Below are 25,220 nucleotides of genomic sequence, written 5' to 3' on the forward strand. Positions count from 1 at the left end.
ACGAATCATTGGTGAGTGGCGTGGGCGCACGGCGAGGGTGGGCATCATGATCACAACCGCCGAACCCGTGCAGGGCGGCCGCCGTGCCACCTACCGGGAGGTGCTGGCCGAGCCGCGATTCCGGCTGCTCTTCTCGACCCGCACCGTCGCGATCACCGCGGACTCGCTGCGGATCACCACGTTCTCGGTTCTGGTCTTCGCGACCACCGGCTCCCCGCTGCTGAGCGCACTGGCCTTCGGCATCGGCTTCCTCCCGCAGTTGTTCGGCTCGCTACTGCTGGGCTCACTGGCCGACCGACTGCCGCCCCGCGCGCTCATCGCCGGCGGCTACGCATTGGAGTGTGCCGCCGCCCTGCTGCTCACCCTAGTGCGGATGCCGATCGCGGCAAGCCTCGGTGTCGTGGCGCTGGTCGCCCTCGCCACACCGGTGTTCAGCGGCGCGTCGAGTCGGCTGGTCGCGCAGTGGCTGGCGGGCGACGCCTATGTACTGGGCCGTTCACTGAACAACATCGCTGCCTCCGGCGCGCAGTTGTCCGGTCTGGCGCTGGGAGGTGCGGCCGTCGCGGCACTCGGCCCGCACCGGGCGCTCGCGGTAAGCGCCGCCCTCTACCTCGGCTGCGCGCTCGCCATCCTCATCCGGCTACCCCGGCAGCAGCCTGACGATTTCGGCGGCACACCCGGCAGCGCTCGGGGCGATGGCGGGGCCGTCCGGGCCAGCCTGCACGGCGCCGGCCTGCTGCTGCGCGGACGCACGGTGCGACGACTGACGCTGGCCCAGTGGCTACCGCCTGCGTTCGTAGCGGGCGCGGAAGGCCTGATCGTCGCCTACGCGGGAGGACACCGCTTCGCGCCCGGCTGGTACGCGGTACTGATGGGCTGTCTGCCGGTCGGCATGCTCGTCGGCGACCTGCTGGTGGGCCGACTGCTCCGGCCGCCCACCCGGGAGCGACTGGTGGTCCCGTTGGTTGCGCTGATGGGTCTGCCGCTGGGCGGCTTCGCTGCGGAGCCCGGAGTGGGCGTCTCATCCTGTCTGCTGCTGCTCTCCGGATTCGGATTCGCCTACGGTCTCGGCCTGCAACGGCTGTTCCTGGACGCCCTGCCGCAGGATCGCCAGGGCCAGGCCTTCGGCCTGCTCGGCTCCGGCAGCATGACGCTCCAGGGCCTCGGGCCAGCCTGCTTCGGCACGGTGGCCGCAGGCACCGGAGCAGGCGGCGCAATCGCACTGGCCGGCGGCGCGGCGGCGCTTACCGCCGGCTGGATCCTCACCTGGCACCCGCCCACCTCCCCGGTCCCTGTCCCGAACCACTCAACGGGATCAGAGACCGGCACCGAACAGCATGCGTGAAGCCTCCTGCGCGCTGACCGTCGCAGGTCGGGACGGCCGCGAGCCGTCACGCACCCGACCCCCACCCCCACGGCTCTCTGACAGGCCCTTGGTTCCGCCAGCCGTTGCTGACCACGTACGGGATCTTGAGACTACGAACAGCCCATGGAAAGGCTCATGCAGATGATCGATGAATTCGCGAAGGACAACCTGCACAGCAGGCTGCGGCGGGACCGCGAGGCGCTGCTCTGGAAACTCGACGGCCTCTCCGAGTACGACGCCCGCAGGCCCCTGACGGCGACCGGGACCAACCTCCTCGGCCTGGTCAAACACGTGGCCACCGTCGAGGCCAGGTACTTCGGCGAGGTCTTCGACCGCCCCTCCCCGGAACCGCTGTGCCGGTGGCAGGACTCCGACGGCAGCGACCTGTGGGCGGCTGAGGGCGAGAGCCGCGACCAGATCATAGGGTTCTACCGGCGCACGTGGGAGCACTCGGACGCGACGATCGACGTGCTTCCTCTCGATACCCCCGGCCATGTGCCGTGGTGGCCGGAGCCTGCTCCGAACACCAACCTGTTCGCCGTCATGGTCCATGTCCTCAGCGAGTCCGTCCGGCACGCCGGGCACGCCGACATCCTGCGCGAGGGCATCGACGGCCGGACCGGATTGCGCGCCGAACACGAGAAGCAGATCGACCACGAGGCCAGGGCGACCCACTGGGCGAAGATCGAGTGGGCGGCCAGGTCGGCCGCACCAGTCAAGGCTTAGAGGTGTCTCGCGTGACGTGATGTTCGTGCGGCACGATGCCGGTCGTGCCGTACATTCGCGCCATGCCGCCGTCCGGTCTCGCCCGGGACCACGGCGACGCCGACCAGTCGAACCAGATTCTGACTGGTCGACCGACCCGTTCGCTTGGCGTGGCGCCGTCGTGACGGTCCTCATCGGTTGTCTGCACAGCTCCACGCCGGCCTGCGCGTACGCTGCCGCCACTGGCGACCGGGCGCTCGCAGTTGCCCAGACCGGGACGTCCAGGTCGCCGTCGTCCCGGACGACACGAGCAGGGCTCCATGTGGTCGCGCATGGCCTGCGTCGAGGCGCGAACTTCACCCACACCGTCCAGACCCGGGCCCTGCACTCCGACCGGCGTCGGCGCAACAAAAACGCCCGCCACGCCAACGTCCTGGCCGCTCAACGCCGCGAGTGCGCCCGCATACGCAGTGAGAGAGGCATCCGCCGCCTCCTTGAGGATCAGGTGCCAGGGTTGTCGACGAACCCCACGATATCGAGGTATTCGACTTCGGGCGGGACGCCATGAATCCCCGTCACCTTGTCGATGATCTCCTCCGCGAAGAAGGCGCGGGCCTTCTCCTCGTCATCCCACACGTAGAAGTTCCGCGCCTGGCCGCCGTCTTCGTCGAGCTTGACGCTCTTGAAGCGAAGGCCGAGCATTTCACGAGCACGCCGATCATCGGGCCTCCTATCGACTGGGTGAGCAACGGTCAGGGCTGATTCAAAGTCTTCATCCCGTGACCAGGACAGGTGCAAGATCATCAGGAGAATCAGCCCTGGGTAATGGGCCTGGGATGGAGGAAGGGAGGCGCAATGCATGGGCGAGCGTGCGGGAATGTCCCCGGGTGCGCGCGTTAACGCCATCGCGGCCTAGAATCAAATGAAGCTTCGTGAAGGAGGAGCAATGCGCGGATTCCACTGCATAGATCCGTCGCACGGCAGGATCGATTTCACCGGCGCGGATGACGAGGAGCTGTTCGGGCATGTCAAGGCGCACGCCGCCGAGGCTCATCCTGACCTCACCGACACCCAGCTCAGGGAGATGATGGCTGGCGCTGACTGGTGGCGGTCGATGGCGACATCTGGAACCAACGCAGGGTCATCGCCGTCCGCCTACGACAAGTAATGCGACCGAGCGTCGCCCGTTCCCCCGACGCGATCTCCGGGCAGCCGGCGATGTCGAGATGCTCCAGGCCAAAGTCCTGATGATCTTGCATCTGTCCTGGTCACGGGATGTCGAGGAGGTCGAGGGGGCGAGTGAAGGGCTCGTAGGAGATATGGCGGAGGCCGGCGGTGATGCTGGTGTGGTCTGGCCGTCATATCCGCCGACGGAGCATCGAAGCTCTCCCGCACGGTCACGGACAACGTGGCCCAGGGCATGGAACCGCTGGGCTCCGCCACCGGCATGGACCTCGGCGCGATGCTGCGCCGACTCGCCGTCGAGAAGGCCGAGAAGACTCCGCCCCCGCCGATCGGCGCGATCACCATCTCGGAGTGACCGCATCGGGCTGACACCACGGCGCGACAGGGCGTCCGGCGCTGATCCCGTGGAACGATGACGGAACCCTTACGGCTCGGTGCGGGAACGTTCGCCACCGGGCCGGAGTCCGTAGCGTGCCCGCCATGCGAGTACTCGTCACAGGAGGAGCCGGGTTCATCGGCTCACACGTGGTTGCTTCACTGGCGGCCGAAGGGCACGAACCTGTGCTCTTCGACGCACTGCTCCCCGCTGCCCATCCCACCGCCCCCGACCTGCCGGACGCCGAGTTCGTACGGGGTGACGTCCGGGACGCGGACGCCGTGAGCCGCGCGCTGCGCGGCATCGATGCGGTGTGTCACCAGGCGGCGATGGTGGGCCTCGGGAAGGACTTCGCGGACGCGCCCGCCTACGTGTCGTGCAACGACCTGGGCACGGCGGTCCTTCTGGCCACCATGGCCGAGGCCGGGGTACGGCGTCTCTTGCAGGCGGGGTCGATGGTGGTGTACGGGGAGGGGCGCTACGAGTGTCCGGCCCACGGGCCGGTCCGGCCGGGGCCGCGGGCCGTGGAGGACCTGGAGTCCTGCCGGTTCGAGCCGCGCTGCCCGTGCTGTGGGGCCGATCTGGTGCCGGGCCTGGTCTCCGAGGACGCGCCCGCCGACCCGCGCAACGTGTACGCGACGACCAAGCTGGCCCAGGAGCATCTGGCCGCCGCCTGGGCACGGGCAGCAGGTGGACGCGCGGTCTCGCTGCGCTACCACAACGTCTACGGGCCCGGGATGCCCCGCGACACCCCGTACGCGGGGGTGGCGTCGTTATTCCGGTCCGCGCTGGCTCGCGGTGAAGCTCCGCGGGTGTTCGAGGACGGTGGCCAGCGGCGGGACTTCGTCCACGTCCGGGACGTCGCGCGGGCGAACGCGGCCGCGCTGGCCGTACTCGGGGACACAGCGGCGGGTGGGCACACCGCCTACAACGTCGGCAGCGGGGAACCGCACACGGTGGGGGAGATGGCGGCGGCGCTCGCTGCGGCCCACGGCGGCCCGGAGCCGGTGGTGACGGGCGAGTTCAGGCTCGGCGACGTACGGCACATCACGGCCGACTCCTCCCGGCTGCGCCGTGACCTGGCATGGCGTCCGACCATCGGCTTCGCCGAAGGCATGGCCGACTTCGCCCGGGCCGCACAACGGGCCCCTGCGGGAGCGGTGTGACGTCGGCCGGTCCTCCGGCCGTGCGGGCCCCGTCCGGCTGGATCGGGGGACCCTCCCGCGGGGTCGAGAGTCCGGGCGGGGGCACACGGCATGCGCTGCCCGCGCAGTTCCCGGCGTGCGCCGTCGGCCGAACCCGGGCCGCCCCGGCGGTCAGCCGGCCGTCGTGGCGGCGAGCGGAAGGGTCACCTCGAAGCGGCAGCCGCCCGGCACGTTGCGGACCTCGGCCCGTCCGGCGTGGGCTTCGACGATGCCGCGTACGATCGCCAGCCCGAGCCCGGCACCGGCCGGGGGAGTACGGGCCGGGCTGCCGCGCCAGCCGGTGTCGAAGACCCTCGGCAGGTCCTCTTCCGGGATGCCGCCGCAGCCGTCGGTGACGGACAGCACGGCGGCGTCCGCGCGACGGTCGACGGCTACGGCGACGGTGCCGTCGGCCGGGGTGTGACGGATGGCGTTGACGAGGAGGTTGGCCAGGACCCGGGTCATTTCCTTCCCGTCGACGTCCACCGGCACGTGGGCGATGTCCTCACCGAACAGCCGCACCCCGCGCTCTCGGGCCACGGGGCCGGCGCCCAGCAGGGCGTCGGCGGCCAGGTCGCGCAGGGAGAACCGGCTGGGGCTCAGCTCCAGCGCTCCGGCATGGATGCGGGAGAGCTCGAAGAGGTCGCCGACCATGGAGTCGAGGCGCTCGACCTCCGTACGGATCTGGCGGTGATAGCGGCCGGGATCGGCGGCCACCCCGTCCTCGAGGGCCTCGGCCATGGCCCGCAGCCCGGCGAGGGGGGTGCGCAGGTCGTGGGACATCCAGGCGACCAGCTCCCGGCGGGAGGTTTCCAGGGCGCGTTCGCGTTCCCGGGAGGCAGAGAGTCTGGCGCTGGTGGCGGCAAGTTCGCGGCCGAGCTCGGCCAGTTCCGCGGTGGCCCTGGCAGGCGGGGCGGCGAAGCTGCCGTCCTTGCCGAAGTCGCGGGCGGCCCGGGTGAGGTCGCGGCTGCGGGCGACGACCCAACGGCCCAGCAGCAGGGCGGTGGCCAGGGAAACGGCTGCGGCCATGGCCACGACGAGGGTGACGACGGTCAGGTCGTGCGGTGAGAGGAACATCGCCCACGCCACGGCGAGGGTGCCGGCGAGCATGGCGGTGACCGTGACGGCGCCGACGACGGCCAGGGACACGGCGACCGACCGGTGTCGGACCAAGCGCAGCGCCACGGCTCCCAGGACGCCCGCGCAGGCGGCGCCGCCGAAGGCGAACAGGGCGATCAGCAGGACGTCCTTCACCGCGGGTCCCCCTCGGCGGGCACGTCGAAGCGGTAGCCGACACCCCAGACGGTCCGGATGAGCCGGGGCGCCGCCGGATCGTCCTCGATCTTGGCCCGCAGCCGGCGGACGTGGACGGTGACGGTGGACAGGTCCCCGAAGTCCCAGCCCCACACGTCCCGCATCAGCTGCTCCCGGCCGTGTGCCTTGCCGGGGTGGGCGAGGAAGTGCGCGAGCAGGTCGAACTCCCGCAGGGTGAGCGTGAGTTCCGCGCCGTCCCTGGTGGCGAGGCGGGTCTCGGGATCGAGCCGGATGCCGGCCCCGTGCAGGACCGCGCGCCGCTGCTCCGCCGGCGCCGTGGCGCGGCTGCGGCGCAGGACGGACTCGACCCGTAGGACGAGTTCGCGGGGGCTGAACGGCTTGGTGACGTAGTCGTCCGCGCCCAGCTCCAGGCCCGCGATCCGGTCGTCCTCGTCCCCACGTGCCGTCAGCATGATCACGGGTACGGGGCGTTCGGCGTGCAGCTGGCGGCACACCTCCAGTCCGTCGACGCCCGGCAGCATCAGGTCGAGGACGACCAGGTCGGGGCGTTCCCGGGCGGCCCGGTCCAGGGCGGCGGGGCCGTCGGCGGCATGTGCGACGGTGTGGCCGGCTCGGTGAAGGTAGCCGGTGACGACCTCGGCGACGGTCGGGTCGTCGTCGACGACGAGGATCCGGGCGGGTGACAGGGGCGTGCTCATGGCGCCCAGCCTCGCACCTGCGGCCTGACGCTGTCCTCGCGCGAGGTACCCGTACGGCCGACGTCCGTGTTTCGTAAGGAGTCGATGTCCGCTATGTCCGCGAAGAGTTCCTACGGTGGCAGGCGTGACCGATTGCCCCCTGGACGTCACCGTGGACGTCGTCCTTCCCTGTCTGAACGAGGCCGAGGCGCTGCCCTGGGTCCTCGCCCGCATCCCCGCCGGCTGGCGGGCCCTGGTCGTGGACAACGGGTCCACCGACGGCTCCGCCGACATCGCCCGCTCTCTCGGCGCGACCGTCGTGCCGGAGTTCCGGCGCGGTTTCGGCGCCGCCTGCCACGCCGGGCTGCTGGCCGCCGGTGCCGAGTTCGTCTGCTTCTGCGACTGCGACGCCTCACTCGACCCCGGCCTGCTGACCGGGTTCGTCCGGGCCGTCGCAGCGAACGAGGCAGACCTCGTCCTCGGCCGCCGCCGGCCCCAGGCCCGAGGTGCCTGGCCGCCGCACGCCCGCGCCGGGAACCTGGCCCTGTCCCGGATGCTGCGCCGTCGCACCGGGCTGCGCTTGCACGACCTCGGGCCGCTGCGGGCGATGCGGCGCGAGGCCCTCCTCGCCCTGGACCTCACCGACCGGCGCTCCGGCTACCCGCTTCAGATGGTCGTCCGGGCCGCAGACGCCGGGTGGCGGGTCCGGGAGGAGGACGTGCCGTACCTGCCCCGGGCCGGGAAGTCCAAGGTCACCGGGACCTGGCGGGGCACCTGGCACGCGGTCCGCGACATGCGCGCCGTCCTCGCCGAACCCCCGCACGCGACCGTCCACGGAGGTACACGATGACGACCCTGCTCGTGATCGCCAAACAGCCCCGCCCCGGCCGGGTGAAGACCCGTCTCATCCCTCCCTTCACCCCTGACGAGGCGGCCGCCCTCGCCGAGGCGGCGCTGGCCGACACCCTCGACGCCGTGGTCGCGACCCCTGCTGACCGGCACGTCCTGGTACTCGAAGGGGACCCCGGCCCGTGGCTGCCGCCCGGCTTCGACGTCCTGCCCCAGTGCGTCGGCGGCCTCGACGAGCGCCTCGCCGCCGCCTTCGCCGCCTGCACCGGCCCGGCCCTGCTCATCGGCATGGACACCCCACAGGTCACCCCCGACCTCCTGGCGCCCGCCCTCGCCTTCGACCGGTACGACGCCTGGTTCGGCCCGGCCGCCGACGGCGGCTTCTGGGCCCTGGGCCTCGCCGAACCCGACCCCGCCCTGCTGCTCGGCATCCCCATGTCCGTACCGGAGACCGGGGCCGTGCAGTACGCACGCCTGCGCGCGGCCGGGCTGCGGACCGGCCTGCTGCCGTGCCTGCGGGACGTCGACACGGCAGCCGACGCCTCCGAGGTGGCGGCCCAGCCCCCGGCGGGACGCTTCGCGGTGCTGCACCAGCGCCTCACCGCCGGTGCACGGGCGGCGCGATGACCGCGTCCGCCGTCCCGCACGCCCGTACGGCCCCAGGGCCTGCTTGGCGGGACGACCCGTACTCCCGGGCCCTGCGAGCCGGGCGGGGCCCGCTCTTCCTGCGCCGCGCGGACGGCTGGCTGCTGCCCCTGGAAGTCGAACGCTGGTGCGCCGACGCGGATGCCGCCGACAGGAGCGTGCTCGCCCGGTGCCGCGGTGCCGTCCTCGACATCGGCTGCGGCCCGGGCCGGCTCGTGGCCGCGCTGGCCGGACGAGGCCACCAGGCGCTCGGCATCGACGTGAGCCCGGCGGCCGTGACCAGCACCGTGCGCCGGGGCGGCATCGCCCTGTGCCGGTCGGTGTTCGAGCGCTTGCCCGGGGAGGGACGCTGGAACACCGCCCTGCTCATCGACGGCAACATCGGCATCGGCGGTGACCCCGCAGCCCTGCTGCGCCGGACCGCCGATCTGCTGGCCCCCGGCGGACGACTGATCGCGGAGGCCGCACCGCTCGACGTGGACGAGCGCTGCGAGGTACGGCTCGACGACGGGCACGGCGCACTCGGTACAGCCTTCTCCTGGGCCCGGGTCGGGCCCGAGGCCCTGGCCCGCCATGCCGGGACCGCCGGCTGGCGGATCGGCCACACCTGGTCGGCCGTCGGCCGGCACTTCGCCGAACTCGCCCCCGCTCCCGGACCTCAGTCCCGGCGCGGGGCCTGACAGTGGGACCGCGTCCGCCGCGCCCGCCGCCACAGCCGCGGCAGGACCGCCAGAGCCACGGCGGCCGCCGTTACAAGGGCCAGGACGACCAGCAGATTGCGCGCATAGGGAAGGGGGAGCGCCGAGGGATTCGGCGGCGCACCCGGCCGGAGCAGCAGCGGCAGGGTGACCAGCACCAGCACCCCGCAGACGATCAGCGCCCCGCGCACCACCCGCCGGCCCGGCACCGCCGCCACCAGCAGACCGACAGCGAGCACCAGCGGCGCGAGCACCCCGTCGTGCAGCACCAGGGCGCCCGCCAGCCACACCAGCGCGTCGTACGGGTCGGGCTGCGCTGCCAGATGCCACGCGCCGATCCCGATCAGGAACACGCCGAGCCCACCCAGGACCCACCGCATCGCGGAAACGGACCCGAACACCGAAGACCTCACAGCACCTCCAGCCGGGTGACCCACTTGGTCTGCAGCACACCGGGCCGGTTCGGCGCGATGATCCGCGCGGGGTATCCGTGGTCCATCGACAGCACCTCGCCGTTCAGCCGGAGCGCCAGCATGGTCAGCGGGTCCTCGACGTACTCCCGGCCCATCTCCATCACCCGGTACGCCCCGGCCACCTCCAGCGACACCACCCGCAGCCCGGAGCCGTGCGCGGCCCCGGCCCTCCCCAGCAGGTCACGGATCCGCACCCCGCTCCACCGGGCGTCCACGCTCCAGCCCTCCACGCATGCGATCGGCAGCCGGGCTTCGGCTTGTGGCAGCGCTCCAAGCTCTGCGAGGGACAGCTGGTAAGGCCTCGGCCCGAGCACCTCCAGGTGCCAGTCCTGTACGGCGGAACCGCTCACCCCCGCTGCGGCCGCCGTGCGGTTGACCGGCAGTCCCTGCGGCCCGTAGCCCGGGTGACGGGGTGCCAGCAGATCGAGGGACGCCAGCGGGGTGAAGGACTGACCGACCGTCGTCACGGTCACCGCCCCCACGGCCGCCCCCACCCCGAGCAGCAGCGCCCGCCGGTCCGGGCCGTCCCGCTCCTCGTCGGGCAGCGCGAGGGTGGCGACGGACCGCCGGCTCCAATGGGCGCGGATGTCCGGGGCCTTGACCGCGAGGTGGAGCAGGACGGACCCCGCGGCGATCCAGGCCACGGCGTAGTGGACGGGCACGAACGAGAACGGCCACGGATACCACTCGGCGATGTTGAGCAGTCCGGTGAACACCTGGAAGACGGCCGAGGCCACGAGCACTGCCACGGAGAGCCGCTCCAGCCCGTGCCGCACTGACCGCACCGGCGGCCACACGAAGAGCCGGGGGTAGACGGCCCACAGTTTCGCCAGCAGCAGCACGATCGCGGCGAGCCCGGCTCCGACGTGCAGGCCCTGTGTCAGCCGGTAGCCCCACACGGGCCGCGCGGGCAGATAATCGGCCAGCCACCCCGGCGGCTTTTGCAGGAAATGGCTGACCAGCCCGGTCAGGAAGCACACGGCGAACGCCATACCCAGCCAGCGTCCCACCGCCGTGGAGGTCCGCGCGTCGTGCAATCGCCCCGAGAAGCCGGGCGGCCGGAGCGTGGACAGCCGCACCCGCGGTGTACTCGGTGACGGCAGCTGGAAGGCCGGCAGTCTCAGGCGCCGGCCGAATCGAGATCCCATGGCCCCATGCAACCGCGCAGACCGGCTGCGCAGACCGCTCCGACACCTTACGAAACGCGGACGCCCTGCCGCGCCGTGCTCCCCGTGGCCCTGCCGGCTGCCAGGGTGGCGGCGTGACCCACCCGCCCACCACAGCCAACGCCACAGCACCGATCACCACGCGCCGGGCGACGGCGGCCGCGTCCGTCCTGCTGGCCGTACTCACCGCAGCGACCGCCCTGACCATCCGCAACGACGGCTACTTCACCGACCCGGCCGGCCTGTCCTGGCGGTACGCCGCCTGTTGGGTCCTGTTCGCGGCAGCCATCCTGGCCCTGCGCCGCGCGCCCGCCCGGCACACCGCCGCCCTCGTCCTCGCGGGGAGCATCGCCGTGGCCGCGACCGGGCTGCTCGCCCCGCCGAGCACGAGCACCGACTCCTTCCGCTACGCCTGGGACGGGCGCGTGCAGGCCGCGGGCATCTCCCCGTACGACCACGCCCCGGCCGACCCCGCACTCGTCCCGCTCCGCGACACCTGGCTCTTCCCCACCGGGCCCACCTGCGGCGGCCCGGACCTCTCTTCGGTCTCCGATGGTGTCTGCACCCGGATCAACCGCCCCGGGGTGCACACCATCTACCCTCCGGTCGGCGAGCTCTACTTCCTCCTCGTGCACACCGTCTCCCCGGACGGAGCACGCCATAAAGGGCTCCAGACCGGCGGCGCCATCCTCGCCGTGGCCACCACCCTCCTGCTGCTCCGCATGCTCCGCGATCGCGGCGACCCGCGCACCGCCGCCTACTGGGCCTGGTGCCCGGCCGTCCCCGTCGAAGCGGTCAACAACGCCCACGCCGACACCCTCGCCGTACTCCTGGCCGTCGCCGCGCTCGGTCTGACGGCCCGCCACCGTCTGGGGGGCGGCGCTCTCCTGGGCCTTGCCACCGCCGTCAAACTCCTGCCGGCCGTCCTGCTCCCCGGCACACTGTCTGGCGTACGCCGCCCACGGGAGGCTGCGGCCGCCATCCTGCCCGTCGCCATGGTTCTGGCCGCGCTCTACCTCCCGTACGTCCTCCTTTCCCACTCCTCCGTCCTGGGCTACTTGGGCGGATACGCCGAGGAGGAGGGCTACCAGGACGCCTCCTCCGGAAACCGCTACGCACTCCTGTGCCTGGTCCTGCCCGGCTCCTGGGCGCTGCCCGCCATGATCGCGGGGATGCTTGCCGTAAGCCTGTACGTGATCCGTCGGGGTGACCCCGAACGCCCCTGGAGCGGAGCGCTCCTCGTCACTGGAACCGCCTTCCTCCTGACCACCCCGGGCTACTCCTGGTACGCCCTGCTCCTCGTCGCCCTCGTGGCCCTCGACGGCCGCTGGGAGTGGCTCGGCGTCGCCGTCGCCGGCGCGGCCTCCTACCTCACAACCCGCGCCGCCCCTGGTGCAGGCACGATCGCGTACCTTGCCGCGGCGCTGGCCGTCGCCGTGGCGTGGGCGGTTCGCACCGGTCGTCTCCGCGACCGGATCCGGCCGTGGTGATGGGCTGGCGGTAGGTGTGGTGGACACTTTGGGCTTCTGGTCGGGGATTTCGATGCCCAGCTCGGCCATGGCGGCGCAGGCGGCGCAGGCGGAGGGGACGTCGGGCTCGATCGGGGACCGGTTGCCGCCGTGCTCCGCCCCCCGCACATCCGCCGGCTCCGCGGACCGATTGCGCGCGTAAACACGCTGAGGGGCTTCCGGGCTTCATCGACCGCGCGCCCGACCCCCGAGCGGGCCTCGCAATAGCCCTGTCAGCCTGTGACCCGCATCACATCCAGCTCTTGTCAGGAATCGGGGCCCTGTTCCGCTCAAGTCACCGGAAGCAAGCGAACTGACAGGAGATCGACGCTCCGCAGCTCGCCGACGTCTTCGCGGGCACGGCGGTACGGCTGCGCCTGGCCCGTGTCACCGCCGTCGACCCAGAGCGCCAGGTCGTCGTCGTGGCCGACGCCGGCGGCGGCGAGCTCGGCTACGACACGATTCTCTACGCGCTCGGCAGCCACGGCGCTGACCACGGCGTCCCCGGCGTGGCCGAGCACGCCTTCGACGTGGCCAGCCGGCCCTCGGCGCTGCGTCTGCGTGAGCGCCTGGACAGCCTGAGCAAGCGGGACGAAGGTGGGAGTGTGCTGGTCGTCGGCGACGGGTTGACCGGTATCGAGACCGCCACCGAGATCGCCGAGTCCCGGGCCGGCCTGTCGGTGACGCTGGTTGCCCGCGGCGAGCTGGGAGCCCGGCTTTCGACCGGGGCCCGCAGTCACCTGCGGCAGGCCTGCGACCGGCTGGGCATCACCGTGCTGGAGCACACCGAGGTCGAAGCCGTCGAAGCCGCGCGGGTACTGTGCGCCGACGGCACCGTCCTGGCGTCCGACGCGACCGTGTGGACGGCTGGGTTCGCGGTCAGCCCCATCGCCGCCGTGAGCGGGCTGGAGGTCACCGAGAATGGCCAGATCGTCGTCGATCGCACCATGCGGTCGGTCTCGCACCCGAACGTCTACGCCGCCGGCGACAGCGTCTACGTCATCGGCGACAACGGCCGGCCGCTGGCGATGTCCTGCGCTTCGGCCGGCTACACCGGCCGACAGGCTACGGACGCGATCGTGGGACGCCTGACAGGCCGCGAGATCGCGAACACCAAGCTGGAGTACGTGGGCAACCACATCAGCCTCGGGCGGCGGGACGGGATCTTGCAGATGGTCGACGACGAAGGGCAGGCAAAGCCGAAGTACGTGGGCGGCCGGAAGGCCGCACGGATCAAGGTCCGGCCCTCATCCCCTGCCTGACCGGCGAACTCGACGGCGTCCTGGCGGTCCGTCTCGAGAAGGCCCGCGTCAGCGGTTTCTGCTACGTCCGCAATCCGGCAGAGCTGCCCCGCTCGAGTCCGAAACTCCGCTCACCCGGCGATGAACTCCCTCCTCCGCAGGAGAAGCATGTCCACTCAGGCCGCGCTCGCAGCCAACGCGTCGCCCTCACCCTGGCCGATCGTGGCCAGGGCAGTCGCCTTGCTCACGGTGAGCATCAGCCTGCTGCTCACCGCCTTCGCCTGGCCGTCGGTACGCTCATCGGTGCATGACGTGCCGATCGCCGTCGCCGGGCCCGCTCCCGCCGTCAAGCGGACCACGTCCATGCTCGACCAACGGCTTCCCGACGGCTTCGAGGTCGCCGACAGCGCCGCCGCCGAACAACTGATCCGCGACCGCAAGGTGTACGGGGCGATCGACCTGAGCTCCGGCACTCCACAGGTCATCACCGCATCAGCCGGAAGCACCGCCGTCGTCCAGACCCTGAACAGCATCGCGACCGGCCTCAGCCAGGCACAGGGACCCGGCACCGCAGTCGCCGCCCGCGACCTCATCCCGCTGCCGGCCGACGACCCGCGCGGCGCCGGACTGGCCGCCGGAGCCCTGCCGCTGGTCATGGGCGGCCTGCTCGCCGCCCTGCTGTTGACCAGGCTCGTCCGCGGCAACCTCCGTCCGTATTTCACAGGCCCTACTGTGACGGCCCTGCGCCGATCAGTATCTGTTCGGAACTGGTTCCGGGGGGCGGGGCAATCCTTTCCGAGGAAACCGACTTGACGCCTCAAAAGAGGCCGAGCTTCTTGGGCGAGTAGCTGACCAGGAGGTTCTTGGTCGACTGGTAGTGGTCCAGCATCATCTTGTGGGTCTCTCGGCCGATGCCTGACTGCTTCACTCCTCCGAAAGCAGCGTGGGCCGGGTAGGCGTGGTAGCAGTTCGTCCAGACGCGGCCCGCCTGGATCGCGCGGCCCGCGCGGTAGGCCGTGTTGGTGTCGCGGGTCCAGACGCCCGCGCCGAGGCCGTAGAGCGTGTCGTTGGCCGTGCGGATCGCGTCGTCGAAGTCGGTGAAGGAGGTCACCGCCACCACCGGGCCGAAGATCTCCTCCTGGAAGATCCGCATGCGGTTGTCGCCCTCGAAGATCGTCGGCTGGACGTAGTAGCCGCCCGCCAACTCGCCTCCGTGCTCCACGATCTGGCCGCCCGTCAGGATCTTGGCGCCCTCCTTCTGGCCGATCTCCAGGTACGAGACGATCTTCCGGAGCTGTTCGGCGGAGGCCTGGGCGCCGATCATCGTGTCCGTGTCCAGGGGGTGGCCCGGGACGATCTTCTCCGTGCGGGCGACCGCCGCCTCCAGGAAGTCGGCGTAGTGGCCGCGCTGGACGAGGGCGCGGGAGGGGCAGGTGCACACCTCGCCCTGGTTGAGGGCGAACATCGTGAAGCCTTCGAGGGCCTTGTCCCGGAAGTCGTCGTCCGCCGCCCACACGTCGTCGAAGAAGATGTTGGGGGACTTGCCGCCGAGTTCGAGGGTGACCGGCTTGAGGTTCTGCGAGGCGTACCCCATGATCAGCCGGCCCGTCGACGTCTCGCCCGTGAACGCGATCTTCGCGACCCGCGGACTGGACGCCAGCGGCTTGCCGGCCTCCTCGCCGAAGCCGTTCACGACGTTCAGGACGCCGGGCGGCAGCAGGTCCGCGACCAGGCTCAGCCAGAAGTGCACCGAGGCCGGCGTCTGTTCGGCCGGCTTGAGGATCACCGCGTTGCCCGCGGCCAGCGCCGGGGCCAGCTTCCAGACCGCCATGAGGATCGGGAAGTTCCACGGGATGATCTGCGCGACCACGCCCAGCGGCTCGTGGAAGTGGTACGCCACCGTGTCGTCGTCGATCTCGCTCAGCGCGCCCTCCTGGGCCCGCAGCGCCCCCGCGAAGTAGCGGAAGTGGTCGATCGCGAGCGGGATGTCCGCGGCCAGCGTCTCCCGGACCGGCTTGCCGTTGTCCCAGGTCTCCGCGACCGCGAGCGCCTCCAGGTTGCTCTCCATGCGGTCCGCGATGCGCAGCAGGACCGCCGCCCGGTCCGCCGGAGCCGTCCGCCCCCACGCCGGGGCCGCCGCGTGCGCCGCGTCGAGGGCGCGCTCCACGTCCTCGGCGGTGCCGCGCGCGACCTCCGTGAAGGGGCGGCCGTCGATCGGACTGGGGTTCTCGAAGTAGCGGCCGGTCGCCGGGGCGACGTACTCGCCGCCGATCCAGTGGTCGTAGCGGGCCTGGTACGACATGAGCGCGCCCTCGGTACCGGGTGCGGCGTAACGGGTCATGGGCTTGGCCTCCCTGGGACGCGCCGGCCGTCCTGGCCGGCGCTCACGCCCGAGTGTGCGGACCCGTACGTTGCAAGCCCGTTGCACCGGCGGACAGTTCCGCCTCCAGGGAGTCCAGCCTCGCCCGTACGGGAGGAAGCCGGTTAGCCGGTACGGCCCCGCACAACGCCCGCCAGACCACCACGTCGTCCTCGCCCCACGTGCTGTACGCCCAGTCCGCGAGCAGCCCCGGATCGCCGCGGTCCACCAGAGCGGCCCGCAGCCGGCCCGCGAGCCGCTCCCGCAGCCGTACGACCCCGGGCGCGGCCGACGCCGGGAGCAGCGGGCCCGCGTAGTCCCCGGCAGCCGCCGCGACGGCCCCCGAGGCCAGCCTCCGGTCGACCGTCGCGAAGTCCGCGTCCACCCCCCCGGCCAGCCGGTACGGCCGCGACCTCAGCACGTCGGGCCCGACCAGCGCGCGCAGCCGTGACAGCTCCGCCCGCAGCGTCACCGGGGTCACCGACTCGTCCTCGTACAGCAGCGTCAGGAGTTCGTCGCCGCCCACTCCCTCCGGGCGGTGGGCGAGGACCACCAGGATCTCGCTGTGGCGGCGGCTCAGCCGCAGCCTCCGCCCGCCCACCGAGAGCACCGCCTCGTCCCGGCCCAGCGCCGACAGCCTCAGCCGTCCCGGCTCCGGGGCCGGACCGAGCAGCGCCAGCTGCGACTCGGCCGCGCGCGCCACCGCCTGGACGAAGCCGAGGCTGTGCGGGTGCGCGAGCCCCTCCCCGCCGGTGATGTCGACCGCGCCGAGCACCCGCCCGCTGCGCGGGTCGTGGACGGGCGCCGCGGCGCAGGTCCATGCCCGCACCGGACGCCGGAAGTGCTCCGAGGAGACCACTTGGACGGGACGGTCGACGGCCAGGGCGGTTCCGGGTGCGTTCGTCCCGGCGGCCGCTTCCGACCAGCGGGCCCCGGCCACGAAGTTCATCCTCCCGGCCGCGCGCAGGGTGCCCGGATGCCCCTCGACCCACAGCATCCGCCCGGCGGCGTCGCAGACCGCCAGGAGGTGCTCCCCGTCCGTCGCGTACGCGCCCATCAGCTCCCGGATCACCGGCATCGCCCCGGCGAGGGGATGGTCCTCCCGGTACGCGGCCAGCTCGTCGTCGTCCAGTTCCACCCGCGCCGCCCCGTCGGGGCTCACGCGCGCGCGTACGGATCGGCGCCAGGAGTCGGCCACCAGGGGACGAGCGCGCCGGGTAGGACGCTCCTCCTCCGGGTCCGGGCCTGACCGGGGCCCCGGGCCGGACCCGGCTCCCCGGTCCACCGCCGGCGTCCGTCCCGTCCGTGGCTCCGCGGCCACCCACGCATCGCTCAACTCGGCCTCCTCGTCGAGGTCGTCCCGGCCCGTCGCGCTCATCGTGGTGCGCGCGGGTGCCGCCGACAAGCTCTGCCTCACCCCGGCATATGCACCCTGTCCGGGACCGGCCCCCGACCCCTCACGTAGAGTGGGCTCCGGGCCGTGACTGGCGCTTGAGGTGGATCACCACCGGGGAGCGGCCCGGCGGAGCGCGCCCCGGCGGCGCCACCGTGCCGATGCCGTGCGCCTGGGCGACAAACCGGTCAGACACGACGCCCAGGAGTTGCCATGTCCACCAGCACCGCCACCCTCATGGACGGCACGGCCCTCGCCCGCCGCACGGTCGAGGGGACCGCCGCCCGAGCCGCCGAGATCACCCGCCGCACCGGCGTGACCCCGTGCCTCGCGACCGTCCTGGTCGGCGCGGACCCGGCCTCCGTCACGTACGTCAAGATGAAGCAGAACCGCTGCGCGAAGGCCGGAATCCGCTCCAAGCACGTCGAGCTGCCCGCCGAGACGACGACCGAGGAACTCGTCGCCGCCATCACCGCCCTGTCCGAGGACCGCGAGGTCCACGGCATCCTGCTGCAGCACCCGGTCGGCCCGCACATCGACGAGCGCGCCGCCTTCGAGGCCATCGCCCCCGAGAAGGACGTCGACGGCGTCACGATGGCCTCCTTCGCCGCCATGGGCTTCGGCCTGCCCGGCTTCGTCTCCTGCACGCCCGGCGGCATCATGCGCCTCCTCGACGCGTACGACGTCGAGCTCAGCGGCAAGCGCGCGGTCGTCGTCGGCCGCAGCGCCATCCTCGGCAAGCCCGCCGGCCTGCTCCTCCTCGGCCGCGACGCCACCGTCACCTACTGCCACTCCCGCACCAAGGACCTCTCCTCCGTCGTCCGTGAGGCCGACATCCTCGTCGCCGCCGTCGGCAAGCCGAACTTCATCAAGGGCGAGGACATCAAGCCGGGCGCCGTCGTCATCGACGCCGGCTACAACCCGGGCAACGTCGGCGACGTCGACTTCGCCTCGGCCGCAGAGCGCGCCTCCCTCATCACCCCGGTCCCCGGCGGTGTCGGCCCCATGACCATCGCCGTGCTCCTCGCCCAGACGGTCGAGGGCGCGGAGCGCCAGCTCGGCCTGTAGGCAGCGGTGACCGGGCGGCAGGTGACGGGGGCGCGGCGGTGGCGGAGGCGCGCACGGTCGGCGATGGTCACGATTCCGTACCTGCCGCGCCCGGTGGCCGGTGAACGCTGGCACCGCCGCCGTCGAAAGGCGAACCTGGTCCCTGTGCCCCACCCGCCGACCGACATCCCGCTCACGGACACCCCTCCGCCCGAGCCCGGCCGTCCGGGCGCGTCCGACACACCCGGAGCGCCCGAACCCGATCGCGCGAGCCCCTCACCGCTCCCGCCCGGCCCCGGTGCGACCGCACCCGGCGCCGAGTCGGTGTGGTCGGCCCGCTTCGTACGGCTCGGTGCGCCCCGGCCCGGGCCCGCGGCGCGGCGCGCACGCTGGTTCGGCGTGCCGCTCGTCCCGCTGCTGACGGCCGCCCTGGTGGCGGGCGCGTTCCTGACGGCCCGGGGCGGCGCGGAGGGCAGCGGACTCGCCGACGGGCGAACGGGCGGGGACCCGGCCGGTGTGCCGTCCCCCGTCGTCACCAGCGGAACGGGACCGGCCGCTCCCACCCCCGCCGACGGCACGGGACCGGCAGCCCCCACCCCCGCCGACGGAGCGGGAACGGCCGGCACGTCGAGCCCGGGGATACCCGCGCACTCCTCGACCACGGGCGCCACGCCGACGCCCACGGCGCCCGAGGACGGCGCGGGCCGGCCGCAGGACAGCACGTCACCGACGCCGCACCGGTCCGGGAGCACCGGCCCCGCGGGCGGCACGCCCTCGACCGGCACCACCCCCTCCGGCCTCCCGACGGGTGACCGCAGCAGCGTGCGGCCGGTCTCCTTCGAGGCGCTGCGCGTGGGCGAGTGCTTCGACATCGACCGCGACGCGCCGGGCACCGCCCTCCGACAGCGCTGCGACACGCCGCACCACGCCGAACTGATCGCGCGGCTCCGCCTGGCCGGCACCTTTGCCACCGATCAGGCGGTACGCGAGGCGGCCACCCTCCTCTGCCGCGAACCGCTCCGCCGCAAGGCCGCCCGGCAGCCGCTCGGCACGCGCTGGACGACCTTCGTCCAGTACCCGTACCGGACGAGCCACCTCCTCGGCGCGGACACCGTCGCCTGCAGCCTGGCGACCACCACCGGCACGCTCAGCCACCGGCTCCAGTAGCACCGACGGCGAACGCCGTCGCCAGGGCCGCCGCCGGGTCACGGTCCGCCGGACCGGCCGGGGACCAGCGCGCCCCGGCCTTCACGAACGGCCACCAGCGTCCATCCTCACCCAGCCTCAGCTGCGCCTCCGCGCCCACGACCGTCCACCGCGCGCCGCCCGCGCGTCGCAGCACCGGGCGCTCGCCGTCGGCCCAGGCCTCGGCGAGCCGGACCCCGGCCCGGTCGACAGCCCCGGCATCCGGCGTCCACTCCTCGTCCAGTACGGCGAGGGCGGCGGCGCCCCCGAACCGCCACGCGCGCGTGGCCAGGTCCAGTTCCCCGCGCGACCTGCCCGAACCGGACGCGAGCCGCGCCGCGACCCAGGGCGCGGGAGCGCCCGCCGCGAGCCGGACCGCGTCCTGAGCGACCGTCAGCGGCGCCTCCACCGCCTCCGTCGTGGCGTCGCACACGCCGCCGCCCCCCAGCAACGTGCCGAGCAGCCGCTGCGCGCGTGCCGCCGCGTCCGTCGCGAGGAACTCGAGGGCCGCCGGGTCGACCCCCGGCTCCGGCGGGGTGTCGGTGTCCAGGGACGGCGACCGGCCCGGCGCCGGCTGTGCGACCGGCGGGTCGGGCAGCGGCGGTACGAGGAACCCCGCGGCGAACACCTCCTCCGCCGACACGCCGGGCATACCGCCGGGCCCCTCCGGTCGGCCGTCCGGCGCGCCGCCCGTCCCGTCCCCGCCACGCGCGGTCGGCGCGGCGGCCCGCGCGGCACTGCGCGTCTGCAACTGCTCCAGGAGCGTGCGTTCGCCGCGGCCCCGCATCAGGAGGAGGACGAACGGGTCCTCGTCGAGGAGGCGGGCGACCTGGTAGCAGAGCGCCGTCGTGTGCGGACAGTGGTCCCAGGCCTCGCAGCCGCACTCCGCTTCGAGATCCCCGACGCCCGGCAGCAGGTCCAGTCCCGCCGCTGCCGCGTCCTCCACCAGGTGCGGCGGCATCTCGCGGTCGAGGAGCGCCGCGATGTGCCCCGCGCTGTCCACGGCGAGGTCGAGGAGCCGTTCCCACTCCTCCTCCGAGAACTCCCGCACCAGTACGTCACCGCGGTACGACGTGCCGTCACGGTCCTTGACCATCGCGGTGATCCGGCCGGGCCGCACCGAGACGGCTCCCACCGCCCCCGCGCGCGCGTGCCGCCGTCCTGCCTTGAGCTGCTGGAGGTCGAGCGCCGAGTCCTCCAGGGCCTTCAGCCACGCCTGTCCCCACCAGGTACGGGTGAAACCGCCGCCGTGCGCCGGAGGCAGCGCCTCGAACGTCCGCTCCTCGTCCCCGTGACCGTGCCGGTGGCCGCGCTCCTGTCCGTATCCGCTCATCGTCCGTCCCCTCGCAGTCGCACCAGCTCCGCCAGTTCGGCGTCGGTCAGTTCGGTCAGTTCGGGCGGGGTGTCCCCGCCCGTCCCGAGGACGCTGTCCGCCAGCTCGCGCTTGCGGTCGAGCATCGCGGCGATCCTGTCCTCGATCGTGCCCTCGGCGATCAGCCGGTGGACCTGAACCGGCCTGTCCTGCCCGATCCGGTACGCGCGGTCGGTGGCCTGTGCCTCCACCGCCGGGTTCCACCAGCGGTCGTAGTGCACGACGTGCTCGGCGCGGGTCAGGTTCAGCCCCGTACCCGCGGCCTTCAGGGAGAGCAGGAAGACCGGGACCTCCCCGGCCTGGAAGCGCGCGACCATCGCCTCCCGCTCGGCGACGGGAGTGCCGCCGTGCAGGAACTGCGTGCGCACGCCCCGGGCCGCGAGGTGCGCCTCCAGGAGCCGGGCCATCCCCACGTACTGGGTGAAGACCAGGGTGCAGGCGCCTTCGGCGAGGATCGTGTCGAGGAGCTCGTCCAGCAGTTCCAGCTTGCCCGAGCGGCCCTCGATCGTCGGCCGCTCCTCCTTGAGGTACTGGGCGGGGTGGTTGCAGATCTGCTTGAGGCCCGTCAGGAGCTTCACGACGAGGCCCCGGCGCGCCATGCCGTCGGCCTCGGAGATCGCCGCCAGCGTCTCCCGCACCACCGCCTCGTACAGACCGGTCTGTTCCGGCGTCAGGGAGACGGTCCGGTCGGTCTCGGTCTTCGGCGGCAGCTCGGGGGCGATGCCGGGGTCGGACTTGCGCCGGCGCAGCAGGAAGGGACGCACGAGCGCGGCGAGCCGCGTGGCGGCGGCCGGGTCCCTTCCGCCCTCGACGGCCGAGGCGAACCGGGTCCGGAAGGCGCCGAGACCGCCGAGCAGTCCCGGCGTGGTCCAGTCGAGGATCGCCCACAGCTCGGACAGGTTGTTCTCCACGGGCGTGCCGGACAGCGCCACGCGCGCGTGCGCGCCGATGGTCCGCAGCTGTCGGGCCGTCGCGGAGTACGGGTTCTTGACGTGCTGTGCCTCGTCCGCGACGACGAGTCCCCAGTGCCGGGCGGCGAGCCGCTCGGCGTCCAGTCGCATGGTGCCGTAGGTGGTGAGCACGAAGCCGCCGTCGGCGAGCTCCTCCAGGTCGCGTGCCGCACCGTGGAAGCGGCGCACGGGGGTGCCGGGCGCGAACTTCTCGATCTCCCGCTGCCAGTTGCCCATCAGCGAGGTCGGGCAGACGACGAGGGTGGGCCCGGCGGAGGCCGGGTCGGCCTGCCGGTGCAGATGCAGGGCGATGACGGTGATCGTCTTGCCGAGGCCCATGTCGTCGGCCAGACAGCCCCCGAGGCCGAGCGAGGTCATCCGGTGGAGCCAGTCGAGCCCGCGCAGCTGGTAGTCGCGCAGGGTGGCGGCGAGTGCCGGGGGCTGCGTGATCTCCGGCCGGTCGCCCTCGGGCCGGGCGATCCTCTCCCGGAGACGCTCCAGCCAGCCCGTCGCGGCCACCTCGACGGGGCGTCCGTCGATCTCGGTCGTGCCGGTGAGGACGGCCGAGAGGGCGTCCACCGGTGTGACCTTGCGGTCCTGCTGGGCGCGGGCCCGGCGCACCTCGGCGGGGTCGACGAGGACCCAGCGGTCGCGCAGCCGTACGAGGGGCCGGCCGGCCTCGGCGAGCCGGTCGAGCTCGGCCCGGGTCAGCTCGTGGTCGCCGACGGCGAAGCGCCAGTTGAAGGCGAGCAGCGAGTTCGCGGCGAGGAAGGAGGGCAGAGCGGAGGCGCGGGCGACGTCAGAGTCGGTGTCGGGCTCGGCACCGTCATGGAGTCCGGCGCTCCCGGCACCCGCCCCGCCACCAGGACTCGCTTCGGCACCCGCTCCGCCACCAGGACCCGCTTCGGCCCCCGCCCCCGCCGGGCCGATCACCGCGCGCGCGGTGAGCCGGTCGGCGAGCTCGCGCGGCCAGTGGACCTGGACACCCGAGGCGGCGAGGGCCTCGGCCGCCGGCCCGAGGAGCTCCGCGAGCTCCTCGTCGGCGAGTTCGACGGTGTCGGGCACGGCCGCCGACAGGAGCGGGGACAGCGGCGGCCACGCACGGGCGGCGCGCCGCAGGGCGAGGAGGGCGTCCATCCGGGCCCGGGGGCCGAACGAGGCGCCCGCGCGGCCCGAGCCCGCCCACACGTCCGCCGCGTCCGCGACGAGGGTCGGGTCGGCCACGCCGTGCAGCTGGAGCACCGCCCGGAAGGCGGGCGCCTCCACGGACTCCGAGGTGAAGCCGGGCAGTTCGAGGCGGAGCGAGAGCCTGACGCCCGCGTCGTACACCGCCGCCACGTCGGCGGCCCACGCCCGCTGCTCGGGAACGGTCCGCGGCTCGTCGGCCGCGAAGGCGGGGCCGCCGGCCGCGAGCGGGGCCGCCGGGGTACGGGGCAGCGTGTCGGCCACCGCGTCGGCGAAGGCACGGAGCAGCGCCTCGGGTTCGGGCAGGAGCAGGGGTTCGTCGAGAGGCGGGGTGACGGCGTCGGGCTCGGACGCGGGGACGTGCGGGGGCAGGGGTACCGCGTGCGCGGCGGGCGGCATCGACGCGGCGAGCGTGCGGAGTTCGGCCAGCTCCCCGGGGCCGAGCGGCCCGACGCGCCAGGCGTCGTGGTCGGCGGGGGTGAGGCCGGGCAGCAGCAGGCCGCGTGCCACGAGGTCCAGGGCGAGGAGGGAGGCGGCACCCCAGAAGGCGGTGGCGGGGGAGGCGGCGTCCGAGAAGCGGGCTCGGGCGAGCAGTGGCAGGGCGTCCCGTACGGACAGGGTGTGGGCGGGGACGGTCACGGCCTGGAGGTCGTCGCCCTCGACGACCGTGAGCGCGGTGACGCCCGCGGCAGCCGGGTCGCCGGCCCGCAGCGGTTCTCCGTCCGGCAGCGGTTCGCCGTCCGGGGACCAGAAGGCGAGCCGTCCGGCGCGGGGCGGATCGGCGGGGAGGAAGACGGCGGAGTGACGGATGAGTTCGTGTGCGCGGGAGGGTTCCCGGGCGGGTTCGCGGGCCGGTTCATCGGATCCGTGCGAGAGCGACAACACATTCCTCAAATTTGACTACCTGGTGACCGAATCGCCGAGGATACCTCGCGAAGCCTAAGGGCGCGCACCCGTGCCGAGTGATCCGCGCCACACTCGCCGGGTCCATGCGGAGGGGTGGGGCGAACCCCGCCCCCGATCCCCTACGAGGGTGGGGTTCGCCCCACCCCCGCCCCCCGGCGCGCCCCCGGCGGCGGACGGGTGGTGACGCCATGGCCCCGGACGATCACGGATCCGTAGGTTCTCGGTAGGCGCCCACCGACCCCACCGACCGACAGAAACCGGAGCCCGTCATGTCCCAGGCCACCGTCCTGCCCCCGGCCGCCGCACCCCTCGCGGCGCCCGCCCGCGCCCGGGGCGGCAGCGAGTTCAGCCCGCTCCTGCGGACGGTCAGGGCGCAGGGCCTCCTCGAACACCGACCCGGCTGGTACGCCCGGGGCATCGTCGTCAACCTCCTCGGCATCGCCGCCGTCGCGGCCGGAATCGCCCTGATCGGGCCCTCCTGGTGGGCGCTCCTGCTCGCCGTTCCCCTCGCGGTGTTCTCCGCCCGCGCCGCCTTCGTCGGCCACGACGCCGGCCACGCCCAGATCACCGCCGACCGCAGGACGAGCCGGATCCTCCAGCTCGTCCACGCCAACCTCCTCCTCGGGATGAGCCGGGAGTGGTGGAACGACAAGCACAACCGCCACCACGCCAACCCCAACCACCTGGACAAGGACCCGGACGTAGCCGCCGACATCCTCGTCTTCGCCGAGCACCAGACGGCGGGCCGCGCGGGCCTGCGCGGGTTCCTCACCCGCCACCAGGCCTGGCTGTTCTTCCCGCTGACCACGCTGGAGGGCATCGCGCTCAAGGTGTACGGAATCCAGTCCCTGCTCGCCCAGGACGGCCCCTGCCGCACCCGGCGCGAGCGGCTCGTCGAAGGCACTCTCCTCCTCGCCCACTTCGCCGGCTACGCGACCCTGCTCCTCACGCTCCTGACGCCCGCCCAGGCCCTCGTCTTCGCCCTCCTCCACCAGATGCTCCTCGGCGTGCACCTCGGCATGGCCTTCGCCCCCAACCACAAGGGCATGGAGCGGCCGGACGAGCACGAGGACGGCGACAGCTGGGGCCATCTGCGCCGGCAGGTGCTCACCTCGCGCAACATCCGAGGCGGCGCCCTGACCGACTGGTTCCTCGGCGGCCTCAACTACCAGGTCGAGCACCACCTCTTCCCGAGCATGCCGCGCCCGAACCTCCGCCTGGCCCAGCCCGCCGTCCGGGCCCACTGCGCGGCGCTTGGCGTCCCGTACACGGAGACCGGCTTCGTCGACTCGTACCGCCAGGCCCTCGGTCATCTCCACGAGGTGGGCGCGCCGCTCCGCTCCGAGGGCGCCGCGTAGGGGTCGTACGGTTCAGAGGGTGCCGCGCAGGGGGCGTACGGCGCTCCGAGGGCGCCGCGTAGGGTCGCACGGGCGAGGCGCGATGTGATCATCGTTCCGGGTCGGCGGTGCACCCGC

22 protein-coding genes, 2 pseudogenes and 1 riboswitch are annotated in these 25,220 nt (G+C 73.3%); of the genes and pseudogenes, 15 read left to right on the forward strand and 9 right to left on the reverse strand.

What is annotated here, in order from left to right; all coding sequences use genetic code 11:
- Nucleotides 1–46: 46 nt before the first annotated feature.
- From ACN9MM_RS36955 to ACN9MM_RS36965, 3 genes and pseudogenes are all read left to right on the forward strand, one after another.
- Complete coding sequence (locus ACN9MM_RS36955) at nucleotides 47–1,345, forward strand: MFS transporter (RefSeq protein WP_426368157.1); 1,299 nt, start codon at nucleotides 47–49, stop codon at nucleotides 1,343–1,345.
- A 162-nt stretch (nucleotides 1,346–1,507) separates the two neighbouring features.
- Nucleotides 1,508–2,092 (forward strand): DinB family protein, encoded by a 585-nt coding sequence (locus ACN9MM_RS36960; RefSeq protein WP_426368928.1) that lies wholly within the window; start codon nucleotides 1,508–1,510, stop codon nucleotides 2,090–2,092.
- A gap of 340 nt (nucleotides 2,093–2,432) precedes the next feature.
- Nucleotides 2,433–2,639 (forward strand): annotated as a pseudogene (locus ACN9MM_RS36965) (hypothetical protein); the annotation flags it as partial.
- Here the strand turns inward: ACN9MM_RS36965 and ACN9MM_RS36970 are convergent.
- Nucleotides 2,573–2,875: a hypothetical protein gene (locus tag ACN9MM_RS36970; protein ID WP_426368158.1), complete on the reverse strand. Its 303-nt coding sequence runs from the start codon at nucleotides 2,873–2,875 to the stop codon at nucleotides 2,573–2,575. The pseudogene ACN9MM_RS36965 and the gene ACN9MM_RS36970 overlap by 67 nt on opposite strands.
- Before the next feature lie 142 nt (nucleotides 2,876–3,017).
- On the opposite strand from ACN9MM_RS36970, the gene ACN9MM_RS36975 reads away from it, so the two are divergent.
- The 3 genes from ACN9MM_RS36975 to ACN9MM_RS36985 all read left to right on the forward strand — a co-directional run bounded on the left by ACN9MM_RS36975 (nucleotide 3,018) and on the right by ACN9MM_RS36985 (nucleotide 4,798).
- Nucleotides 3,018–3,239, forward strand: coding sequence for a hypothetical protein (locus tag ACN9MM_RS36975; protein WP_426368159.1), 222 nt, complete (start codon nucleotides 3,018–3,020; stop codon nucleotides 3,237–3,239).
- Nucleotides 3,240–3,479: 240 nt separating this feature from the next.
- Nucleotides 3,480–3,611 (forward strand): hypothetical protein, encoded by a 132-nt coding sequence (locus ACN9MM_RS36980; protein WP_426368160.1) that lies wholly within the window; start codon nucleotides 3,480–3,482, stop codon nucleotides 3,609–3,611.
- Between the two features lie 125 nt (nucleotides 3,612–3,736).
- Entirely contained in the window at nucleotides 3,737–4,798 is a 1,062-nt protein-coding gene (locus tag ACN9MM_RS36985) for an NAD-dependent epimerase/dehydratase family protein (protein WP_426368161.1), read from the forward strand.
- A gap of 150 nt (nucleotides 4,799–4,948) precedes the next feature.
- On the opposite strand, the gene ACN9MM_RS36990 is transcribed toward ACN9MM_RS36985, so the two are convergent.
- Complete coding sequence (locus ACN9MM_RS36990; protein WP_426368162.1) at nucleotides 4,949–6,070, reverse strand: sensor histidine kinase; 1,122 nt, start codon at nucleotides 6,068–6,070, stop codon at nucleotides 4,949–4,951.
- Nucleotides 6,067–6,789: a response regulator transcription factor gene (locus ACN9MM_RS36995; protein WP_426368163.1), complete on the reverse strand. Its 723-nt coding sequence runs from the start codon at nucleotides 6,787–6,789 to the stop codon at nucleotides 6,067–6,069. The genes ACN9MM_RS36990 and ACN9MM_RS36995 overlap by 4 nt, the downstream gene beginning before the upstream one ends.
- A 124-nt stretch (nucleotides 6,790–6,913) precedes the next feature.
- On the opposite strand from ACN9MM_RS36995, the gene ACN9MM_RS37000 reads away from it, so the two are divergent.
- The 3 genes from ACN9MM_RS37000 to ACN9MM_RS37010 are packed head-to-tail and all read left to right on the forward strand — an operon-like array spanning nucleotide 6,914 to nucleotide 8,942.
- Complete coding sequence (locus tag ACN9MM_RS37000) at nucleotides 6,914–7,618, forward strand: glycosyltransferase family 2 protein (RefSeq protein ID WP_426368165.1); 705 nt, start codon at nucleotides 6,914–6,916, stop codon at nucleotides 7,616–7,618.
- Complete coding sequence (locus ACN9MM_RS37005; RefSeq protein WP_426368166.1) at nucleotides 7,615–8,244, forward strand: TIGR04282 family arsenosugar biosynthesis glycosyltransferase; 630 nt, start codon at nucleotides 7,615–7,617, stop codon at nucleotides 8,242–8,244. Before ACN9MM_RS37000 ends, ACN9MM_RS37005 begins: the two co-directional genes overlap by 4 nt.
- Nucleotides 8,241–8,942 (forward strand): class I SAM-dependent methyltransferase, encoded by a 702-nt coding sequence (locus tag ACN9MM_RS37010; protein ID WP_426368167.1) that lies wholly within the window; start codon nucleotides 8,241–8,243, stop codon nucleotides 8,940–8,942. The genes ACN9MM_RS37005 and ACN9MM_RS37010 overlap by 4 nt, the downstream gene beginning before the upstream one ends.
- On the opposite strand, the gene ACN9MM_RS37015 is transcribed toward ACN9MM_RS37010, so the two are convergent.
- Together ACN9MM_RS37015 and ACN9MM_RS37020 are read right to left on the reverse strand one after the other, a co-directional pair.
- The gene (locus tag ACN9MM_RS37015) at nucleotides 8,921–9,313 is read right to left on the reverse strand and encodes a hypothetical protein (RefSeq protein ID WP_426368168.1); all 393 of its coding nucleotides are present in this window, start codon (nucleotides 9,311–9,313) and stop codon (nucleotides 8,921–8,923) included. The genes ACN9MM_RS37010 and ACN9MM_RS37015 overlap by 22 nt on opposite strands.
- A gap of 56 nt (nucleotides 9,314–9,369) precedes the next feature.
- A complete protein-coding gene (locus ACN9MM_RS37020) occupies nucleotides 9,370–10,425 on the reverse strand; it encodes a molybdopterin-dependent oxidoreductase (RefSeq protein ID WP_426368169.1) in 1,056 nt (351 codons plus the stop codon).
- Between the two features lie 269 nt (nucleotides 10,426–10,694).
- Between ACN9MM_RS37020 and ACN9MM_RS37025 the strand changes: the two genes are divergently transcribed.
- The 3 genes and pseudogenes from ACN9MM_RS37025 to ACN9MM_RS37035 all read left to right on the forward strand — a co-directional run bounded on the left by ACN9MM_RS37025 (nucleotide 10,695) and on the right by ACN9MM_RS37035 (nucleotide 14,161).
- Entirely contained in the window at nucleotides 10,695–12,089 is a 1,395-nt protein-coding gene (locus ACN9MM_RS37025; RefSeq protein WP_426368170.1) for a glycosyltransferase 87 family protein, read from the forward strand.
- 338 nt (nucleotides 12,090–12,427) lie between these two features.
- Nucleotides 12,428–13,345, forward strand: a pseudogene (locus ACN9MM_RS37030) (NAD(P)/FAD-dependent oxidoreductase); the annotation flags it as partial.
- A gap of 171 nt (nucleotides 13,346–13,516) precedes the next feature.
- Entirely contained in the window at nucleotides 13,517–14,161 is a 645-nt protein-coding gene (locus ACN9MM_RS37035) for a hypothetical protein (protein WP_426368171.1), read from the forward strand.
- Nucleotides 14,162–14,165: 4 nt separating this feature from the next.
- Here ACN9MM_RS37035 and exaC read toward each other — a convergent pair whose 3' ends face one another.
- Nucleotides 14,166–15,689, reverse strand: coding sequence for an acetaldehyde dehydrogenase ExaC (gene exaC, locus ACN9MM_RS37040; RefSeq protein WP_426368172.1), 1,524 nt, complete (start codon nucleotides 15,687–15,689; stop codon nucleotides 14,166–14,168).
- A 43-nt stretch (nucleotides 15,690–15,732) separates the two neighbouring features.
- Complete coding sequence (locus ACN9MM_RS37045; RefSeq protein ID WP_426368929.1) at nucleotides 15,733–17,043, reverse strand: GAF domain-containing protein; 1,311 nt, start codon at nucleotides 17,041–17,043, stop codon at nucleotides 15,733–15,735.
- Nucleotides 17,044–17,177: 134 nt separating this feature from the next.
- Nucleotides 17,178–17,285: riboswitch (ZMP/ZTP riboswitch) on the forward strand.
- A gap of 28 nt (nucleotides 17,286–17,313) precedes the next feature.
- On the opposite strand from ACN9MM_RS37045, the gene ACN9MM_RS37050 reads away from it, so the two are divergent.
- Nucleotides 17,314–18,168 (forward strand): bifunctional 5,10-methylenetetrahydrofolate dehydrogenase/5,10-methenyltetrahydrofolate cyclohydrolase, encoded by an 855-nt coding sequence (locus tag ACN9MM_RS37050; protein WP_426368173.1) that lies wholly within the window; start codon nucleotides 17,314–17,316, stop codon nucleotides 18,166–18,168.
- A gap of 144 nt (nucleotides 18,169–18,312) precedes the next feature.
- Nucleotides 18,313–19,314, forward strand: a complete 1,002-nt coding sequence (locus ACN9MM_RS37055; protein ID WP_426368174.1) for a hypothetical protein — start codon at nucleotides 18,313–18,315, stop codon at nucleotides 19,312–19,314.
- Here the strand turns inward: ACN9MM_RS37055 and ACN9MM_RS37060 are convergent.
- Both ACN9MM_RS37060 and ACN9MM_RS37065 read right to left on the reverse strand, forming a co-directional pair.
- Nucleotides 19,295–20,665, reverse strand: coding sequence for an SWF or SNF family helicase (locus ACN9MM_RS37060; protein ID WP_426368175.1), 1,371 nt, complete (start codon nucleotides 20,663–20,665; stop codon nucleotides 19,295–19,297). The genes ACN9MM_RS37055 and ACN9MM_RS37060 overlap by 20 nt on opposite strands.
- On the reverse strand, nucleotides 20,662–23,724 hold the full coding sequence (locus ACN9MM_RS37065) for an SNF2-related protein (protein WP_426368930.1): 3,063 nt from the start codon (nucleotides 23,722–23,724) through the stop codon (nucleotides 20,662–20,664). Before ACN9MM_RS37065 ends, ACN9MM_RS37060 begins: the two co-directional genes overlap by 4 nt.
- A gap of 290 nt (nucleotides 23,725–24,014) precedes the next feature.
- On the opposite strand from ACN9MM_RS37065, the gene ACN9MM_RS37070 reads away from it, so the two are divergent.
- Nucleotides 24,015–25,103 carry a fatty acid desaturase family protein gene (locus tag ACN9MM_RS37070; RefSeq protein WP_426368176.1) on the forward strand — a complete coding sequence of 363 codons (1,089 nt, stop codon included), beginning with the start codon at nucleotides 24,015–24,017 and terminating at the stop codon, nucleotides 25,101–25,103.
- The last annotated feature ends 117 nt before the right edge of the window (nucleotides 25,104–25,220 follow it).

The sequence above is a fragment of the Streptomyces sp. E-08 genome, assembly GCF_049913095.1.
Taxonomy (GTDB): Bacteria; Actinomycetota; Actinomycetes; order Streptomycetales; family Streptomycetaceae; genus Streptomyces.